Genomic DNA, 15,949 nt, shown 5'->3' with positions numbered 1-15,949 from the left:
GTTACAGTGTGACACATCATGGAAGAACGTCAAGCACACATCTCGATCTGGGATGCCACCCAGCTGCGCATCCTCGACACCGCCGAGCGACTGATCGCGCAGCGCGGTGTCGGCGGACTCACCATCGCCGAGCTCGCCCGCGAAGCGGGAGTGAGCCGTCCGACGATCTACCGCAGCTGGGCGGGCGCCGATGAAGTCGTGCGCGCCGCCCTGCTGCACCGGATGCTGACGCTGCTCGAGGACATCCCGGTGTCGCGGAGCCGCGCGCAGATCGTGGCGGACGTCCTGCGGTTCTCAGCCGCTTTCCTGGCGGACCCCGTCTACGCCGCACTGCTGGATCGTGAACCGGAGGTGTTCACGCGGTACATGCTGCACCGGTTCGGAGCCAGCCAGCGGGCCATTCTCCAGCGCATGGCGGAATCGATCGCAGCAGCGCAAGCAGGCGGCACGGTGCGTGCAGGTGATCCCCGACATGTCGCGGTGATGCTCATGCTGCTCGCGCAGTCGGCCATCCTGTCGCACGGCACGGTATCCGAGCTCATCGACGATGATGCCTGGGACCGTGAACTGCGAGCGACCCTCGACGGGATCCTGCGGCCATGACCTCTCCCTCGGCTGATCTCGACTCGGCGCGTCGCCGCATCGAGCTGCAGCGCAGCGCGTCCGAGAAGGTGGACGTGCTCGTGGTCGGCGGCGGCATCACGGGAGTCGGCACGACCCTGGATGCCGCATCCCGCGGACTGAGCGTGGTGCTGATCGAGGCGGAGGACCTGGCCTTCGGCACCAGCAGGTTCAGTTCGAAGCTCGTGCACGGCGGGCTGCGCTATCTCGCGACGGGCGACGTCGCGACCGCACGGGAGAGCGCGCAGGAGCGTCACCTGCTGATGACCTCTATCGCCCCTCACCTGATCCGCGCCCTGCCTCAGCTGCTGCCGTTCGCCCCCGGGGTGACGGTTCGCCAGCGCGTCGCAGGAGCGGCGGGCATGGCCATCGGCGATCTTCTGCGGCTGCAGGCGCGCACGCCGCGAGCCACGCTGCCCGGACCTCGACTCGTGTCGCGACGCGGCGCGCTGGACCTCGTCCCCGCGCTGGATCCGCGGGGCCTGCGCGGGGGGATGGTCACCTACGACGGTCAGCTCGTCGATGACGCACGGTTGGTCGTGGCTGCAGCCCGGACCGCCGCGAGTCTCGGCGCACGCATCCTGACACGCGTGCGCGCACTCAGGCTGCATGGCGACGGGGCGCTGGCCGAGGACGCCCTCAGCGGCGAGCGACTCGAGATCCGCGCGCGGAGCGTGATCAACGCCACCGGTGTCTGGGCGGGCTCGCTGGACGAGAGCATCACCGTCCGCCCGAGTCGCGGCACGCACATCGTGTTGGACGGTGCGGATCTCGGCATCCCGACGGCAGCACTCACGATTCCTCACGAGGGCTCCATCAGCCGCTACGTATTCGCACTTCCGCAGCTCGATGGACGGGTGTTCGTCGGGCTGACCGACGAGGATGCTCCCGGCCCTGTGCCCGATGTGGCTCAGCCGACCGAGCCCGAGATCGCGTTCCTCCTCGACAACCTCAATCGGGTGCTGGACACGCCCGTGCGCCGCGCCCAGGTGCTGGGCGCGTATGCGGGACTGCGTCCGCTGGTCGACAGCGGCGACAGCAGCACGGCCGACATCTCGCGCAGGCACCTGGTGGCGGCATCCGATGCCGGATTCGTCACGGTGCTCGGCGGCAAGCTGACGACATATCGGCGGATGGCAGAGGATGCCGTCGATCTCGCCGTCGGCCTGCGCGGCCTTTCCGCATCGCCGAGCCGGACGGCATCGCTGCGCCTGGCGGACTCCCCGACGACGGAATCCGAGCAGCTTGTGGCGGGAATCGCTCTCACCCGCGGCGAGGTCGAGTCCGCCGTGCGCAGAGAGGGCGCCATGTCCGCCGAGGACGTGTTGGATCGGCGCTCCCGCGCGGGACTTGTGGATGCCGACCGCGCTCGACTGCTGGCACCGGTGACCGAGCTGGTCGCAGCACTCCTCGACGAGATCGGCTGACCCTCTGCCCGGCGTGCTGCGTCGACCGTGCGCTATGATTTGAACATGTTCAGTTCTGACCTGACGCCCAAGGCCGCACAGACCCGCGCAAGGATCCGGGATGCGGCGATCGCCTCGTTCATCGAGCGCGGCTACCCGGACACGACCCTCCGGCTCATCGCAACCGAGGCCGGCGTCTCGGTGGGCAACGCGTACTACTACTTCCCCTCCAAGACCCATCTGGTGCAGGAGCTGTATGAGCAGGTGCAGCACGATCACGCCGAGGTCGCCACACCCCTGCTGGACTCCGCGACGTCGCTCGTCGACCGGCTGCGGATCGTGCTGGAGACGGGACTGACGAATCTGGAGCGGTACCGTAACGTGGCGCCCGGGTTCCTCAGCGCGATGATCGCGCCGGACTCCCCCATCAACCCCCTCTCCCGCGAGTCCTCGCCCGCACGCGACCTCACCCTCGAGCTGCTTCGAAAGGCCGTGAGCGGCGCACAGCACCGGCTGCCGGACGACATCGCAGACCGTCTGCCGGATGCCGTGTTCGTCGCGTATCTCGGACTGGTCCTGCGATGGACCTACGACGACTCCGACGGGCAGGCGCGCACGCAGCGGCTGCTGGACACCGCGTTGAAGCTGCTGGCCGTCGCTCTGCCGTTCACCCGGATGCCCGGCGTGCACGGCGTCGCACGCGACCTGCTGGACCAGGTGGCGGAGGTGCGGGCATGATCTCCCACTACGATCGGACGCCGGAGCGGCCGATGGCCTTCGCACCGGAAGATCTCTGGCGCGGAGCGTGGACCGCCTGGTGCGTCTTCATGGTGATCCTGCTCAGCGCCGGCGCGGTGCTGACCCTTCGCACCGGCGACATCGCAGCGGCGGGCGTCTTCGCCATATACGCAGGACTCATCGGAGGCGTGGTCGCGCTCGTGATGATGCTCGTCTTCGCGCCGGTCGCCTGGCTGCTCGGCCGAGCCCTCGTGCGCGTGCGCTTCATCGCCGTGCACATCGTCGCCTTCGCCGCGCTCGGCGCGGCAGTGGGTCTTGCCGTGCTGTTGATCTACATCGCGATGGGTGCCGATGCGTCGAGCATGCTCACGAGCGGATGGGCGTGGGCGGTGATGGGCGCCTCAGCGGTCTCTGTGGTCGCCGGATGGGCGCGCGCAGCGCGCCGCGCTCGCCGGTCGGAGGTGGCGGGCGGTGTGCACGCGTGGTGGTCCCGTGCACCGCGAGATCACGATGCCGCCTACGAAGACCGCACCCTCGACTCCTGAGTCAGCGGGCCTCGTGGATCGGCAGTTCGATCGCGCCGGTCTCACCCGTCTGGCGGGCCATGGGCACGCGCTTGCCGAGCACCTGCGCCACGACGTCCTGAGCGATCTTCGCCGCGGTCAGCCCCGCATCCTGCAGGACCTGCTCGCGCGTCGCGTGGTCGATGAACTCGTCCGGCACGCCCAGTTCGTCCACGGCCGTGTCGATGCCCGCCTCGCGCAGCACCTGGCGCACGCGAGTGCCGACACCGCCGACGCGGATGCCGTCCTCCAGGGTGATGACCAGTCGGTGGCGCCCCGCCAGTTCGAGAACGGACGGCTGCACGGGGATCGCCCACCGCGGGTCGATGACCGTCGCACCGATGCCCTGTGCGCGCAGACGCCCGGCGACATCCAGCGCGAGTGAGGCGAACGGTCCGATGCCGAGAAGCAGCACGTCCTCGGTCTCATCCTTTGCCAGAACGTCGACGCCGTCCGGCAACCGCTCGATCGCCGGGATGTCGGCCGGGACGGAACCCTTCGGATAGCGGATCACGGTCGGGGCGTCGTCGACGGCCACCGCTTCGTCCAGCACCTCGCGCAGCCGGCTCGCGTCACGCGGAGCGGCGATGCGGATGCCGGGCACGATCTGCAGCATCGCCATGTCCCAGATGCCGTGATGGCTCGGGCCATCCGGTCCGGTCACGCCGGCGCGGTCGAGCACGAAGGTCACTCCCGCCTTGTGCAGTCCGACGTCCATCAGGACCTGATCGAAGGCGCGGTTCATGAAGGTGGCGTAGATCGCCACCACCGGGTGCAACCCGCCGTAGGCGAGCCCTGCGGCAGAGGCAACGGCATGCTGCTCGGCGATGCCGACGTCGTAGACGCGGTGCGGGAACCGCTCCGCGAACGGGGCGAGGCCGGTGGGCCGCAGCATCGCGGCCGTCATGGCGATGATCTTCTCGTCACGGGCGCCGGCATCCACGAGCGCGTCGGCGAACACCGAGGTCCAGGACGTGCCGGACGATGAGCCCAGCGCGTCACCCGTCTTGGGATCTATGCGTCCGACGGCATGGAATTGGTCGGCGACGTCGTCTCGGGCCGGCTGGTAGCCACGCCCCTTCTCCGTGATCACATGGACGATCACCGGGGCGCCGAAGTCCTTGGCGAGCTGCATCGTCTCCATCAGTGCCGGGATGTCATGCCCGTCGACAGGACCCAGGTACTTGATGTCGAGATTGGAATACAGCGCGACGTTGTTCGTGAAGCGGGACAGGAAGCCGTGCGTGCCGCCGCGGACGCCACGGAACAGCGCGCGACCGAACGGTCCGAAGGCGCGGAACAGTCGGTCGGACTTGCGGTGCATCTCGCGGTAGCTGGCTGCTGTGCGCACCCGGTTCAGATAGCGGGACATCCCGCCGATCGTCGGGGCATAGGAACGGCCGTTGTCGTTGACGACAATGACGAGGTTGCGGTCGTTGTCGTCGGAGATGTTGTTCAGCGCCTCCCACGTCATGCCGCCCGTGAGCGCGCCGTCGCCGACGACGGCCACGACATGGCGATCGGCGCGGCCGGTGGCCGTCAGCGCCCGGGAGACGCCGTCAGCCCAGCTCAGAGAGCTGGAGGCGTGCGAGGACTCCACGACGTCGTGCGGGCTCTCCGCGCGCTGCGGGTAGCCTGCCAGTCCCCCGCGCGAGCGCAGCTGGGAGAAGTCCTGCCGTCCAGTGAGCAGCTTGTGCACGTAGGACTGGTGTCCGGTGTCGAAGATGAACGGGTCGTCGGGTGAGGAGAACACGCGGTGCAGTGCGATCGTCAGCTCGACGACGCCGAGATTGGGCCCCAGATGCCCACCGGTGCGGGCGACGTTCTCGACCAGGAATGCACGGATCTCGGTTGCCAGCTCGGTGAGCTGCTCCGGCGTGAGCCGGTCGAGATCTCTGGGACCGGTGATGCTCGGCAGGATCGGCATGGACGCTCCTCCGCGACTCGACGACTGCGCACCGGTGCCGGCACGCGAACCTCAACATTCTATCGCCGCGCGGCTGGACGACGCCTGCGGCGACGCCGAAGGGCCCGGATGCGAGTCGCGTCCGGGCCCTTCGTCGAATCGGTGTCAGACCAGCGAACGCAGCACGTACTGCAGGATGCCGCCATGGCGGTAGTAGTCCGCCTCACCGGGTGTGTCGATGCGGACGACCGCATCGAAGGTGACCGTCTGCTTGCCCTCGGCGGAGAACTCGCTGGGGGTCGCGGTGACCCTGACGGTCTTCGGCGTGGTGCCCTCGTTCAGCTGGGTGAGGCCCTCGATCGAGATGATCTCGGTGCCGTCCAGGCCCAGCGACTCCCAGGACTCGCCCTCGGGGAACTGCAGCGGGACGACGCCCATGCCGATGAGGTTCGAACGGTGGATGCGCTCGAAGCTCTCGGTGATGACCGCCTTGACGCCCAGCAGCGTGGTGCCCTTGGCCGCCCAGTCGCGCGACGAGCCGGAGCCGTACTCCTTGCCGCCGAAGACGACCAGCGGCACATCCTGCGCCTGGTAGTTCATGCATGCGTCGTAGATGAACGCCTGCGGACCACCGGGCTGAGTGAAGTCGCGGGTGTAGCCGCCCTCGATCTGCTCGCCGCCGTTGACGGCCTTGACCAGCGTGTTCTTCAGACGGATGTTCGCGAACGTGCCGCGGATCATCACCTCGTGGTTGCCGCGACGCGAGCCGAAGGAGTTGAAGTCCTTGCGGTCGACGCCGTGCTCGGTGAGGTACTGCGCCGCCGGGGTGCCGGCCTTGATCGCGCCTGCCGGCGAGATGTGGTCGGTCGTCACGGAGTCGCCCAGAGCGGCCATCACGCGCGCACCGGTGATGTCGGCGACCGGGGTGAGTTCCATCGTCATGCCGTCGAAGTAGGGCGCCTTGCGCACGTACGTCGAGTGCTCATCCCACTCGAAGATCGGGCCGGTCGGGGTCGGCAGGCTCGTCCAGCGCTCGTCGCCATCGAAGACGGTGGCGTACTGCTTGATGAACTGCTCGCGCGAGATCGACGAGTCGACGATCTCCTGCACCTCTTCCGTGGTGGGCCAGATGTCCTTCAGGAAGACGTCGTTGCCCTCGGTGTCCTGACCGAGCGCGTCGTTGTCGAAGTCGAAGTGCATGGAGCCCGCGAGTGCGTAGGCGATGACCAGCGGCGGGGAGGCCAGGTAGTTCATCTTCACGTCGGGGCTGATGCGGCCCTCGAAGTTGCGGTTTCCGGAGAGCACCGCGGTGACGGCCAGGTCGTGCTCGTTGACGGCGGCCGAGACCTCGTCGATGAGCGGACCGGAGTTTCCGATGCAGACCGTGCAGCCGTAGCCGACCGTGTAGAACCCGAGACCCTCGAGGTCTGCGTTCAGACCCGACTTCTCGTAGTAGTCGGTGACGACCTTGGATCCGGGAGCGAGCGTGGTCTTGACCCAGGGCTTCTGCTTCAGGCCCTTCTTCAGCGCCTTGCGTGCGACCAGACCGGCCGCGACCATCACCGACGGGTTCGACGTGTTGGTGCAGGACGTGATCGCCGCGAGGGTGACCGCGCCGTTGTCGAGGATGTAGTTCTCACCGGCGGGGGTGGTGACGGGCACGGGCGTCGAGGCGTGCGCCGGGGCGCCGCTGTTGATGTGCACCGGGCGGGTGGTCGGCTCTTCGTCTCCGGGGACCTGACCGGGGTCGGATGCCGGGAAGGAGTGCTTCGACTCCAGGTCGACGATGTCGTCGCTGGTCGACGCCGTGGCGTAGTTCAGGATGTCCTTCTCGAACTGCTCCTTGGCCTCGGACAGCAGGATGCGGTCCTGCGGGCGCTTCGGGCCGGCGATCGAGGGGACGACGGTGCTGAGGTCGAGTTCCATGTACTCGCTGTACACGGGCTCCTTGTCGGCGTCGTGCCAGAGGCCCTGGATCTTGGCGTACGCCTCGACCAGTGCGACGGTCTCCTCGGGGCGTCCGGTGAGGCGCAGGTAGTCGAGCGTGACGTCATCGACGGGGAAGATGGCCGCGGTCGAGCCGAACTCGGGCGACATGTTTCCGATCGTGGCGCGGTTGGCCAGCGGCACGGATGCCACGCCGGCACCGTAGAACTCGACGAACTTGCCGACCACTCCGTGCTTGCGCAGCAGATCGGTGATGGTGAGCACGACGTCGGTCGCGGTGACGCCGGCGGGGATGTCTCCGGTGAGCTTGAAGCCCACGACGCGCGGGATCAGCATGGAGACCGGCTGGCCGAGCATCGCGGCCTCGGCCTCGATGCCGCCGACGCCCCAGCCCAGCACGCCCAGGCCGTTGACCATGGTGGTGTGCGAGTCGGTGCCGACCAGGGTGTCGGGGTAGGCGCGCAGCACGCCGTCGACCGTCCGGTCGTAGACGACCTTGGCCAGGTGCTCGATGTTCACCTGGTGCACGATGCCGGTGCCCGGGGGGACGACCTTGAAGTCGTCGAAGGCCGTCTGGCCCCAGCGCAGGAACTGGTACCGCTCGCCGTTGCGCTCGTACTCGATCTCGACGTTGCGCTGCAGGGCGTTCTCCGCACCGAACAGGTCGGCGATCACCGAGTGGTCGATGACCATCTCGGCGGGAGAGAGCGGGTTGATCCGGCTCGGGTCGCCGCCGAGGGCGGTGACCGCCTCGCGCATGGTCGCCAGGTCGACGATGCAGGGCACACCGGTGAAGTCCTGCATCAGCACGCGAGCGGGCGTGAACTGGATCTCGGTGTCGGGCTCCGCAGTCGGGTCCCAGGAGCCGAGAGCCTCGATCTGAGACTTCGTGACGTTGGCACCGTCTTCGGTGCGCAACTGGTTCTCCAGGAGGACCTTCAGGCTGAACGGAAGCCGCTCGCTTCCCTCGACAGTGTCGATTCGGAAGATCTCATAGTCGGTGCTGCCGACCGTCAGGGTGCTCTTGGCACCGAAGCTGTTCACCGTGGACACGTATCCGTCTCCTTCTGAATCTGATGGAAGCGACAGGCGACTCCATCTTGCTCGCCGATGGAGCATCGCGGCTAGCAAGGCACGCCTTACCAGTGTGCTCCGCTCGCCCTCTCGGCAAAAGCCCGAAATTTATCTTGATGTCGAGATAAATCTATCAGAGGCGCAAGGCGCTCCGGTCATTCGCCACGCGGGTACAGCGCCCGCACGACGAGCCAGGTGACGGCGATCATCGGTGCGAACAGCGGAAGCCCCATGACGAGCTTCAGCGTGCCGAGCAGAGTCACCTGGTCGGTGAGGTAGAGCGGCAGCTGCACGGCGAGGCGGAGCAGGAACAGCAGCCCCCAGGCGATGCCGAGCCAGAAGAACGCACGGCGTCGGCGGCGATCCGTGCGCCATGCCGTGCCCTCGCCCATCAGGAATCCGACGGCGAGGCCGATCAGCGACCATCCGATCAGCGCGGAGACGATCATCCCCGTGCCGTAGACGGCGTTCGTGATCAGTCCGGGGACGAAATTGTCTGCACCGCGACCGGTCCACAGCGCCAGCAGCGCCGCGGCACCGGCGGCGATCAGTCCGCCCAGGGCCGCCGAGGGCGGGGACTTCTGGAGGAGTCGCACGAGCGTGAACACGGCGGCGAGTCCGACCGAGACCCCCAGAGACAGGATCAGCGGTTCGGGGCGCAGGGTGAACAGGATGACGAACGCGAGGCTCGGCAGCACCGATTCCAGCACGCCCCGCCACCCTCCGATGGCGCTCCAGACCACCTTCTGGGTGCTCTCGCCGCTGGCAGAGTCGAGACCGGCCCGACGGGCGGCTCCTCCCAATGCGGCGCCGATCAGCTCAGCGGCGGACGGCTCTGCGGGCGATGGCTCCTTGGCCGCGGAGTCCCGCTGCTCGTCGTCGGTAGGCGTCACGCCGAGCCCGGCGTGGACGGCATCTTCAGGGGAATCAGATCGCGCGGAGGCATGGGCGAGCCGCCGCGGACGACGACGATCGACCGGAACAGGTCCTCGACCTGCTCGGCCGCTTCCGGATCGGACGCCGCATCTCCGCCGATCACGCCGCGCAGGAACCAGCGGGGGCCGTCGACACCGACGAAGCGCGCGAGGCGCATCTCGGATCCTTCGGCAGCCGTCGCGGGCACCTCTGCCAGCAGCTCCTTGCCGAGCGGGCCCTCGCGCTCCTCGACACGGCCGCCCTGCGTGCGGATCTGATCTCGCAGCTGCACCCGGGTCTCGTCCCACAGCCCGCGGGAGCGCGGGGCGGCGAAGGGCTGCACCTGCAGCGAGGATCCGGCGTAGTCGAGGCCGACGGCGACGATCCGCTTGGTCTGCTCCTCGACCTCGAGACGCAGGTTCAGTCCCTCGCGGGGCAGCACCTTGATGCCGCCGAGGTCGATGTACGGGCGGACGGGGTTGGCCTCCGCGTCGTCGAACGGTCCTGCAGTGGCGCGATCCTCCGGCGCCGACTTCAGCGTGGGTTCGATCTCTTCAGTCATTCGCTCTTTCCCTGGGTATAGCCGGTGGATCCGAAGCCGCCTTCACCGCGAACGCTGTCCGGCAGCTCCGCAACGGGTTCGAAGCGCGCCTGGACCACGGGCATCACGATCAGCTGTGCGATGCGATCACCGACCGCCACATCGTACGCGTCCTTGCTGTCGGTGTTCAGCAGGCTCACCCTGATCTCGCCGCGATATCCGGCATCCACCGTGCCGGGCGAGTTGACCACGGTGATGCCGTGCTTGGCCGCCAGACCGCTGCGCGGGACGACGAACGCCGCGTAGCCCTCGGGCAGCGCGATGCGGACACCGGTGCCGATCAGCGCACGCTGACCGGGCTCGAGACGCACCGCCTCGGAGGCGACCAGATCGGCCCCCGCGTCGCCCGGGTTGGCATAGAACGGAACGTTCGCGGCGATAATGGGAACGGCAACGGAATGAGTCACCCCATGAGGCTAATGCAGAACACAGATCGCGACGCGCGGCTGATCTACCGAGAGCGGCTGTCCCCGAGTCTGTGGATGGTCGTCGTCATCGCGCTCGTGGGACCCATGGTGTCCCTGGTCTTCGCACCGGTGGCCTCGGCCATCGCGATCGCTGCAGGCGTCGCGGTCTCCCTCGTACTGGTGGTGCTCAGCATCCTGCTCTCCCCCGCTCTCGAGGTGCGCGGCACGGTGCTGCGTGCGGGACGGGCGCACATCGACGCCCGGTGGCTCGGAGAACCCGAGCACTTCACCGGCGAGGAGGCGCGAGATCGCCGCGGCCGCGACCTCGCACGAGACGGATGGCACCTGATCCGCGGGGGCATCGACGGACTCGTGGTGGTTCCGATCACCGATCCCGATGATCCGATGCGCAGCTGGACGATCTCCTCGCGCACGCCCGATCGCCTCAGCGCGGCGATCCGTGCGGCGCAGAACGCCTCCTGAGTCAGAGCGGCAGCATGCAGAACGCGCCCCGAGCCGAAAGGCCGGGGCGCGCACGATATGAATGCGTCAGGCGGCGCATTCCTTGCAGATCAGGCCGTCGGGGCCGTCGTGGTCGAGCTGCGAGCGGTGCTTCACGAGGAAGCAGCTCATGCAGGTGAACTCGTCATCCTGGGCGGGGAGGACGACGATGACGTCCTCCACATCCGAGAGGTCGGCCCCTGGCAGCTCGAAGGCCGCCGGGTTGTCGGAGTCCTCGACGTCGCCGGCGCCTGACTGGTTGTTCGGCACACGCTCCTTGAGTGCTTCGATCGACTCGGAGTCGTCTTCGCTCTTACGGGGGGCGTCGTAGTCGGTTGCCATGCGGTAAATCTCCACTTTCCGTGGTGCGAGTGGGTTTCGGGGGTGCGCTGATTCGGGTGTTCAGCGGCGTTAGTTTGCACGACAGCGAGCCATTTCGCAAATGCTCTCGTGCTCGCACGTGAAAACTCACGGCACGCCCACGATATTCCCGTCTCCTATGGGGTCTCCGTGACACCATGAACTCACACCCATCAGAGGGGCATTCGCATGGAAAACGTCACCATCGTCGGAACAGAGGCGGGCGTACTCGTTCTCGCAACGGAGTCCGGAGAGCGCTTCGCGCTGCCCATCGACGACGTGCTGCACCGCGAGGTCCGACGAGCGACCCGCGAGACCGAGCCGACCGCTGCGCGCCTGGCCGCCAGCCCCCGCGACATCCAGACCCAGATCCGGGCCGGACTCTCCGCGGCAGACGTCGCCGCCCTGCTCGGCGTGAGCGAGTCCGACGTGGCCCGCTTCGAGGGGCCGGTCCTCGCCGAGCGGGAGCACATCGTCGGGCAGGCACTCGCCGTGCCCGTGCTGATCGGCAGCGAGGTCGAACCCGACGCACAGCCCACCTTCGGCGTCGCGGTGCGCGCCAAGCTCGCGGATCTCGGTGCCACGGAAGAGCGCTGGGCGAGCTGGAAGGACGAGTCCGGTTGGACGATCAAGCTCGAGTTCACGGCCGATGAGGTGGAGCACGACGCGCGCTGGGCGTTCGACCCGCGCCGCAGCTCGCTCTCCCCGCTCAACGCCGACGCCACCCAGCTGTCCCGCCAGGGCACACTGCCCGAGGGCCTGATCCCGCGCCTGCGTGCGGTGGATGCCGAGCGCGTCTCCCCGTACAAGGACGACAGCCGCTTCGATTCCGGTGCCTTCGGCCCGCGTCTGCTCCCCCACCCCGATGAGCAGCAGGCCGATGCTCCTGGCGCCTCGGAGCACTCCAGCGCCGCGGTGCAGGAGGCCGCGGCTCGCCGCGCTCCGGAGGAGAGCCACTCGAGCGCCGAGACCGCCGATCTGCTGGAAGCGCTGCGGCGTCGGCGCGGCCAGCGCGAGTCGGCCCCGCTGTTCGACGATGATGCTGAGGAATCGAGCCCGATCGCCCTCTTCGACGCCGTCGAGGACGAGCCGGAGAAGCCCGCACCGGCCGGACCGCAGCCGGAGAGCATCGATTCCTCGTCCGGAAGGCGCAAGCGCCGCAACGCGATGCCCAGTTGGGACGAGATCGTGTTCGGCGCCCGCACCGACGAGTAGCTCCGACCAGTAGCCGGAACCCGGGTCAGCGGGCGAAGGCGCCCATCCGGATGAACGGCACCCGCCACTCCTCCGGCGTGAGAGAGCCGTGCTGTCCGACCATGCTCCGTCCGCGCTGATCCTCCGCCTCACCGTCGTAGACGGCGTGGTTCGATCGTGCGGCGACAAGCAGATCTCCCATGCGCGAGAGCGCGGCGTCGGTCACCGCGGGCCCGAACAGGCCTGCATCGATCGCCTCGGTGCGGCTGATGACGTCCGCCATGCCCTCCAGATCGCGCCGCCAGCGATCCAGGATCGCGGACAGGTCGGCATCCGGCTCGGTGTAGACGTGCAGCATCCTCGGTTCGCCTCCGATGTGACGGATGCCGTCGTGCCAGCCGCCCGCGGCGTCCAGGACGAGCTGGCGGTGCTTGGGCACATCGATCATGCCGTGATCAGCCGTCACGAGCACTCCGACGCCGTCGGGGATGCGCCGGGAGAGCGCCGCATCGATGTCCTCGAGCGCGCGCACCCACTCCGCGGAGTCGATGCCGTGCCTGTGTCCCGCCTTGTCGACCTCCGGCAGGTAGCAGTACACGATCGCCCCGTCATGGGCGTCCGCCAGCTCCCAGGCCAGCTCCACGCGATCGGCCGGGGATTGCGCGGAACGGAACTCGGCTCCGCGCAGGATGGCCCGGGTGAAACCGGTGCCCGCATACGCGGGGAACCCGACGACGAACGCGGGATGGCCGGCGGCGGTCGCCTGCTCGAAGAGTGTGGGCGCGGCCTGCCACACGAGCGGGTCCACGCCCGCGGACTCCCACTCGGTGAGCTGGTTCACGAGGATGCCGCGCTCCGGATTCAGGACCCGGTACCCGACCATGCCGTGCGTTCCGGGAGCGACGCCGGTGACCAGGCTCGTCAGCGCCGCCGCGGTCGTCGTGGGGAACACCGATCCGGCGACGTCCTTCTTGGCCATGGCCGACGCCAGGGTGCGTGCGTGGCCCGCGTGCGCGCGCAGCGGGATCGCTCCGAGCCCGTCGATGACCACGAGCACGACCGACCGCGCCGGCGCGAGGTCCGTCCCGGCACCGCGCAGCGCGGCGAGCAGCTGAGGCGCCACCCCGGCGATGTTCCGCGTCGATTCGAGGCTGGACGGTAGCATGAGAGGCATCCGGGTCAGTCTTTCACAGGCGTCCCATCGCCGCGCCGTATCCGGGGCGTCGTCGCGAGTCCACCCCGAGCGTCCAGCAGGAAGTCCATGCCACAGCCCTCGTCATCCGAGCCCGTCCACGAGCGCATCCAGGACATCGATCTGTCCCAGGAGATGCAGGGGTCATTCCTCGAGTACGCGTACTCGGTGATCTACTCCCGCGCGCTGCCCGATGCCCGTGACGGGCTCAAGCCCGTGCAGCGCCGGATCCTGTACCAGATGGCCGAGATGGGCCTGCGTCCCGACCGCGGCCATGTCAAGAGCGCCCGCGTCGTCGGCGAGGTGATGGGAAAGCTGCACCCGCACGGCGACAGCGCGATCTACGACGCCCTGGTACGCCTGGCGCAGAGCTTCGCCCTGCGGGTGCCGCTGGTCGACGGGCACGGCAACTTCGGTTCGCTCGACGACGGACCTGCGGCCTCGCGGTACACGGAGGCGCGTCTGGCGGCATCCGCTCTCGCCCTCACGGAGAACCTCGACGAGGACGTCGTCGACTTCGTGCCGAACTACGACGGCCAGTTCCAGCAGCCCGCCGTCCTGTCGGCGGCGTTCCCCAACCTGCTGGTCAACGGCGCCAGCGGCATCGCGGTCGGCATGGCGACGAACATGGCCCCGCACAACCTCATCGAGGTCATCGCCGCCGCCACCCACCTGCTCGACAACCCGGATGCCACGACCGCCGATCTGATGGAGTTCGTGCCCGGTCCGGACTTCCCCTCGGGTGGCATCCTGATGGGGCTCGACGGGGTCAAGGACGCCTATGAGACGGGCCGCGGCGCCTTCAAGCTGCGCGCCAAGACGTCCATCGAGCCGCTCGGCCCCCGCCGCACGGGGATCGTCGTCACTGAGCTGCCGTATCAGGTCGGCCCCGAACGCGTGATCGAGAAGGTCAAGGATGCGGTCAACGCGAAGAAGCTGCAGGGCATCAGCGACATCCAGGACCTGACGGACCGCAAGAACGGTCTGCGTCTGGTGATCTCGGTCAAGACCGGGTTCGACGCGGCCGCCGTGCTGGATCAGCTGTTCCGCTACACGCCTCTCGAGGACTCGTTCTCGATCAACAACGTCGCCCTCGTCGAAGGACAGCCGCGCACCCTCGGGCTCAAGGAGCTGCTGCGGGTGTACCTGCAGCACCGCATCGAGGTCGTCACGCGGCGCAGCCGCTACCGGCTGGCCCGCCGCAACGAGCGCCTGCACCTGGTGCGCGGTCTTCTGCTGGCCATCCTCGACATCGACGAGGTCATCCAGGTCATCCGCTCCTCGAACGATTCCGAGGCCGCAAGGGAGCGTCTGAAGCAGGTCTTCGATCTCGACGACATCCAGGCCGAGTACATCCTCGAGCTGCGCCTGCGTCGCCTGACGAAGTTCTCCCTGCTGGAGCTGGAGACCGAGCGCGACAAGCTGCTCGCCGAGATCGCCGAGCTCGAGAAGCTGCTGGCCGATCCCGCGCTGGTGCGAGCCCAGGTGGCCCTGGAGCTCGACCACGTCGCCGAGACCTTCGGCACGCCGCGGCGCACGCTGCTGCTCAACGCGGCTCCTCCGAAGCAGCGCACCACGAAGTCCGCGGCCGAGCTGCAGATCGCCGACGCGCCAACCACAGTGCTCCTGTCGACCACAGGACGCGCTGTGCGGGTCGATCTGGAGTCCGACGCCGAGATACCCCCGCCGAAGCGTCGCAGCAAGCACGACGCCATACAGGCCCGTCTGGACACGACCACGCGCAGCGAGATCGGTGCTGTCACGAGCGCAGGTCGTGTGCTGCGGTTCACGCCGCTCGACATCCCGGCTGTTCCCCCGACCTCGGTCGGGCTCGGCGCCGGCGTGCGGATCGCCGACTACCTGGGTCTCACGGACCGCACCGAGCGGGTGCTGGCCCTGATCCGCTTCGACGATGAGACTCCGCTCGCGCTCGGCACGAGGGACGGCGTCGTCAAGCGCGTCGTACCGGCCACGCTCGCCGTGCGCCCCGAGCTGGAGATCATCGGTCTGAAGCCGAAGGATCGTGTCGTCGGCGCGGCCACCGCACCCGATGAGACGGAGCTCGTCTTCGTGACCTCCGACGCCCAGCTGCTGCACTTCGCCGCGTCGAACGTGCGCCCGCAGGGCGCGGCCGCGGGCGGCATGGCCGGAGTCAAGATCGGCGGGTCCGCCGAGGTCGTCTCGTTCACGGTGGTGTCCGATGCCGAGAGCGCCGAGGTCGTGACCGTATCGGGCTCCGAGGGGATGCTGGCGGGGGCGGATGCCGGCCGGGCCAAGGTCTCCTCGTTCGCGGACTTCCCCGGGAAGGGTCGCGCCACGGGCGGCGTGCGCGCGCACGCGTTCCTGAAGGGCGAGGACCGTCTGAGCCTGGCCTGGGTGGGCGTGGATCCGCACGCGATCGGGACGGACGGCGCGGCGCGGCAGCTGCCCGAGCCCGGCGCGAAGCGCGACGGCTCCGGCCAGCCGCTGGATGCCGTGATCGGCTCCATCGGCACGGTCATCGGCTAGAGCTTCGGGGCGTGGG

General features: G+C 68.6%; 14 protein-coding genes. 7 read left to right on the top strand and 7 right to left on the bottom strand.

Features of this window, described 5'->3' with window-relative positions:
- The first annotated feature begins 18 nt into the window (after positions 1-18).
- Genes QF046_RS02055 through QF046_RS02040 form a run of 4 tightly spaced genes read left to right on the top strand, consistent with a single transcriptional unit; the run spans position 19 to position 3,310 of the window.
- The gene (locus QF046_RS02055; RefSeq protein ID WP_307365703.1) at positions 19-603 is read left to right on the top strand and encodes a TetR/AcrR family transcriptional regulator; all 585 of its coding nucleotides are present in this window, start codon (positions 19-21) and stop codon (positions 601-603) included.
- On the top strand, positions 600-2,048 hold the full coding sequence (locus QF046_RS02050; protein WP_307365701.1) for a glycerol-3-phosphate dehydrogenase/oxidase: 1,449 nt from the start codon (positions 600-602) through the stop codon (positions 2,046-2,048). Before QF046_RS02055 ends, QF046_RS02050 begins: the two co-directional genes overlap by 4 nt.
- A gap of 45 nt (positions 2,049-2,093) precedes the next feature.
- Positions 2,094-2,765: a TetR/AcrR family transcriptional regulator gene (locus tag QF046_RS02045; protein WP_307365699.1), complete on the top strand. Its 672-nt coding sequence runs from the start codon at positions 2,094-2,096 to the stop codon at positions 2,763-2,765.
- Complete coding sequence (locus QF046_RS02040; protein ID WP_307365696.1) at positions 2,762-3,310, top strand: hypothetical protein; 549 nt, start codon at positions 2,762-2,764, stop codon at positions 3,308-3,310. The genes QF046_RS02045 and QF046_RS02040 overlap by 4 nt, the downstream gene beginning before the upstream one ends.
- 1 nt (position 3,311) lies before the next feature.
- On the opposite strand, the gene dxs is transcribed toward QF046_RS02040, so the two are convergent.
- The 5 genes from dxs to dut all read right to left on the bottom strand — a co-directional run bounded on the left by dxs (position 3,312) and on the right by dut (position 10,178).
- On the bottom strand, positions 3,312-5,255 hold the full coding sequence (dxs, locus tag QF046_RS02035; protein WP_307365694.1) for a 1-deoxy-D-xylulose-5-phosphate synthase: 1,944 nt from the start codon (positions 5,253-5,255) through the stop codon (positions 3,312-3,314).
- 144 nt (positions 5,256-5,399) lie between these two features.
- Positions 5,400-8,234 carry an aconitate hydratase gene (locus tag QF046_RS02030; protein WP_307365692.1) on the bottom strand — a complete coding sequence of 945 codons (2,835 nt, stop codon included), beginning with the start codon at positions 8,232-8,234 and terminating at the stop codon, positions 5,400-5,402.
- A 176-nt stretch (positions 8,235-8,410) separates the two neighbouring features.
- On the bottom strand, positions 8,411-9,148 hold the full coding sequence (locus QF046_RS02025) for a DUF3159 domain-containing protein (RefSeq protein WP_307365690.1): 738 nt from the start codon (positions 9,146-9,148) through the stop codon (positions 8,411-8,413).
- A complete protein-coding gene (locus tag QF046_RS02020; RefSeq protein ID WP_307365688.1) occupies positions 9,145-9,732 on the bottom strand; it encodes a DUF3710 domain-containing protein in 588 nt (195 codons plus the stop codon). Before QF046_RS02020 ends, QF046_RS02025 begins: the two co-directional genes overlap by 4 nt.
- Positions 9,729-10,178, bottom strand: a complete 450-nt coding sequence (gene dut / locus QF046_RS02015; RefSeq protein ID WP_307365686.1) for a dUTP diphosphatase — start codon at positions 10,176-10,178, stop codon at positions 9,729-9,731. Before dut ends, QF046_RS02020 begins: the two co-directional genes overlap by 4 nt.
- A 12-nt stretch (positions 10,179-10,190) precedes the next feature.
- Between dut and QF046_RS02010 the strand changes: the two genes are divergently transcribed.
- Positions 10,191-10,661, top strand: coding sequence for a DUF3093 family protein (locus QF046_RS02010; RefSeq protein WP_307365684.1), 471 nt, complete (start codon positions 10,191-10,193; stop codon positions 10,659-10,661).
- 66 nt (positions 10,662-10,727) lie between these two features.
- Here QF046_RS02010 and QF046_RS02005 read toward each other — a convergent pair whose 3' ends face one another.
- A complete protein-coding gene (locus tag QF046_RS02005) occupies positions 10,728-11,021 on the bottom strand; it encodes a DUF4193 domain-containing protein (RefSeq protein WP_307365682.1) in 294 nt (97 codons plus the stop codon).
- Between the two features lie 207 nt (positions 11,022-11,228).
- On the opposite strand from QF046_RS02005, the gene sepH reads away from it, so the two are divergent.
- On the top strand, positions 11,229-12,254 hold the full coding sequence (sepH, locus tag QF046_RS02000) for a septation protein SepH (protein ID WP_307365680.1): 1,026 nt from the start codon (positions 11,229-11,231) through the stop codon (positions 12,252-12,254).
- 25 nt (positions 12,255-12,279) lie between these two features.
- Here sepH and QF046_RS01995 read toward each other — a convergent pair whose 3' ends face one another.
- The gene (locus tag QF046_RS01995; protein WP_307365678.1) at positions 12,280-13,407 is read right to left on the bottom strand and encodes an alkaline phosphatase family protein; all 1,128 of its coding nucleotides are present in this window, start codon (positions 13,405-13,407) and stop codon (positions 12,280-12,282) included.
- A gap of 87 nt (positions 13,408-13,494) precedes the next feature.
- Between QF046_RS01995 and QF046_RS01990 the strand changes: the two genes are divergently transcribed.
- Complete coding sequence (locus tag QF046_RS01990; protein ID WP_307365676.1) at positions 13,495-15,933, top strand: DNA topoisomerase (ATP-hydrolyzing) subunit A; 2,439 nt, start codon at positions 13,495-13,497, stop codon at positions 15,931-15,933.
- Positions 15,934-15,949 lie beyond the last annotated feature (16 nt).

The sequence above is a fragment of the Microbacterium sp. W4I4 genome, assembly GCF_030816235.1.
GTDB lineage: Bacteria > Actinomycetota > Actinomycetes > Actinomycetales > Microbacteriaceae > Microbacterium.
This window is presented reverse-complemented; position numbering and strand designations above follow the sequence as displayed.

Excerpts from the sequence above, each read along its gene's own strand:
- QF046_RS02055 (WP_307365703.1), top strand. The coding sequence starts at position 19 with ATGGAAGAACGTCAAGCACACATCTCGATCTGGGATGCCACCCAGCTG.
- QF046_RS02050 (WP_307365701.1), top strand. The coding sequence starts at position 600 with ATGACCTCTCCCTCGGCTGATCTCGACTCGGCGCGTCGCCGCATCGAG.
- QF046_RS02045 (WP_307365699.1), top strand. The coding sequence starts at position 2,094 with ATGTTCAGTTCTGACCTGACGCCCAAGGCCGCACAGACCCGCGCAAGG.
- QF046_RS02040 (WP_307365696.1), top strand. The coding sequence starts at position 2,762 with ATGATCTCCCACTACGATCGGACGCCGGAGCGGCCGATGGCCTTCGCA.
- dxs (WP_307365694.1), bottom strand. The coding sequence starts at position 5,255 with ATGCCGATCCTGCCGAGCATCACCGGTCCCAGAGATCTCGACCGGCTC.
- QF046_RS02020 (WP_307365688.1), bottom strand. The coding sequence starts at position 9,732 with ATGACTGAAGAGATCGAACCCACGCTGAAGTCGGCGCCGGAGGATCGC.
- QF046_RS02010 (WP_307365684.1), top strand. The coding sequence starts at position 10,191 with ATGCAGAACACAGATCGCGACGCGCGGCTGATCTACCGAGAGCGGCTG.
- QF046_RS02005 (WP_307365682.1), bottom strand. The coding sequence starts at position 11,021 with ATGGCAACCGACTACGACGCCCCCCGTAAGAGCGAAGACGACTCCGAG.
- sepH (WP_307365680.1), top strand. The coding sequence starts at position 11,229 with ATGGAAAACGTCACCATCGTCGGAACAGAGGCGGGCGTACTCGTTCTC.
- QF046_RS01995 (WP_307365678.1), bottom strand. The coding sequence starts at position 13,407 with ATGCCTCTCATGCTACCGTCCAGCCTCGAATCGACGCGGAACATCGCC.
- QF046_RS01990 (WP_307365676.1), top strand. The coding sequence starts at position 13,495 with ATGCCACAGCCCTCGTCATCCGAGCCCGTCCACGAGCGCATCCAGGAC.